Annotated in this window: 2 protein-coding genes; both read right to left on the bottom strand. The window is 71.8% G+C overall.

Annotated elements, in window-relative coordinates:
* Positions 1-328, bottom strand: a 328-nt coding sequence (locus AB0J58_RS44125) for a hypothetical protein (protein ID WP_364227617.1), incomplete at its 3' end; no start/stop codon positions are given.
* A gap of 852 nt (positions 329-1,180) precedes the next feature.
* Positions 1,181-1,782, bottom strand: a 602-nt coding sequence (locus tag AB0J58_RS44120) for a hypothetical protein (RefSeq protein ID WP_364227615.1), incomplete at its 5' end; no start/stop codon positions are given.

Below are 1,782 nucleotides of genomic sequence, written 5' to 3'. Positions count from 1 at the left end.
CACTCACCGCTGGCGGAGCGACCGGCACCGCCAACCACACCGCGAGCGTCAACCAGACCAGCCGTGGCGGTGTGACGATCGCGGTAGCCACCGCGGCGACCGATGTCACCGCCACCCCAGGTGTGGTCGCAGCCCCGGCGTCCGTGCCTGCCCCGACCGCATCGGCGGGCGCTACCGCCTCACCTGCTGTCGTGGCCGGGACGGCGTCTGTTCCTGCCCCGTCAGCGACCACTGGGGTCATCGCCGCCCCCGCCGCAGTGGTGTGCGCCGCCACGGTGCCGGCGCCCACCACCTCGACCAGCTCCACCGCTTCCGCGACGGCTGTCACAGCAGCAGCGACCATCCCCACCCCGGACGTCTCTGACGGCTCCACCCCGCCCACACTGCGCGGAGACGTCGTCGCAGCTGCCCTCGTCACCGCAAGCAACCCCGTCGACAAACCCGCAGGCACCTTGCAGGGCGACATTCTGCTGGCCCTGCACGCCGCCGACGTCGGTGTGCTCGACGACATGCCGACCCCGACCGGCGGAGCCACCTGGCAACTCCTGGACTCCTACACCGCGGGCAGCTCCGCCCTGCAGGTCAAGATCTGGTGGAAGGTAGCAGGCGGATCCGAGCCGTCCACCTACACGTTCACCCAGCACAGTGGCGCTGACGGTGTCGTGTTCGTCGCCGCCATCCAAGACGCCGCCGACTCCATCCCGGTGGTCGCCCAGACCAGCGCAGGCTCCGGCAGCCTCTCCACTACCCCGGGCATCACCCCAGCCGGCAGCGCAGACCTAGAGGTCCGCTGCGCCGCGGCGATGCCCAGCACCGGGTCAGGCTTCCTCGACTGGACGCCACCAGCTGGATACACCGAGCAGGGCGACCTGCAGTCCCGCTCCTACACCACCGCGGCGCTCGCTACCCGCGAGCTGACCTCGTCGTCCCCGACCGCTAACGAGGACTTCACGGCGTCGATCGCGCTCGGCTACCGGGTTGGTTTCACTCTCGGTGTCACCGGCGGCGGATCAGCCCCGGTCGACGCCACCGCTTCTCCGTCCGCCGTTGAGGCAGCCTCGTCGATCCCCGGGCCGTCCACCTCGGCCAGCGTGTCCGCAGCTCCTGCCATGGTTCAGGCACCGGCCACGATCCCGGCGCCCATCACGGCAGCGGGCTCCGCGGCTTCACCGGCCACGGTTCAAGCCACCAGTGCGGTGCCGGCGCCTTCAACGTCGGCTGGGTCCTCGGCGGCTCCTGCCGTAGTGGCGGCTGCTGCCTCGGTGCCTGCTCCAGTGACGACCGCTGGCTCCACCGCATCTCCTGCGGCGGTAGCTGCGTCAGCGAGCGTGCCCGGCCCGGCGGTCACAGCGGTCACCACGGCCTCACCGAGCACGGTCGAAGCCTCCGCTACGGTTCCGGCTCCTACGGCGTCTGCGGGCGCTACAGCCTCACCGGGCGTGGTCGCCGCGACCACCTCGGTTCCAGACCCGGCGATCGTCGCGGAGAAGGTCGCCTCACCGGCCACCGTCGCCGCTACGGCCTCCGTGCCGGCCCCGTCGACCTCGACCGGCTCCACCGCCTCACCCGAGACGGTGGACGCCTCGGCGAGCATCCCCACCCCATCGACGACCACGGGAGCTTCCGCTTCCCCGGGCGTCGTCCAGGCCTCGGCGACCATCCACACTCCGGCGGTTGAGACCAACTCCGTGGTCACGGCGAGCGTGGTCTCCGCGGTTGCTTCCGTGCCGGCGCCGAGCGTGTCCGCGGCGGGCAACAGCACCGCCTCACCGGCGGCCGTCC

The organism is Streptosporangium sp. NPDC049644 (assembly GCF_040675205.1).
Taxonomy (GTDB): Bacteria; Actinomycetota; Actinomycetes; order Streptosporangiales; family Streptosporangiaceae; genus Streptosporangium; species Streptosporangium fukuiense.
The sequence above is the reverse complement of the archived record's forward strand: the minus strand, read 5'-3'. Positions and strand labels throughout refer to the sequence as shown.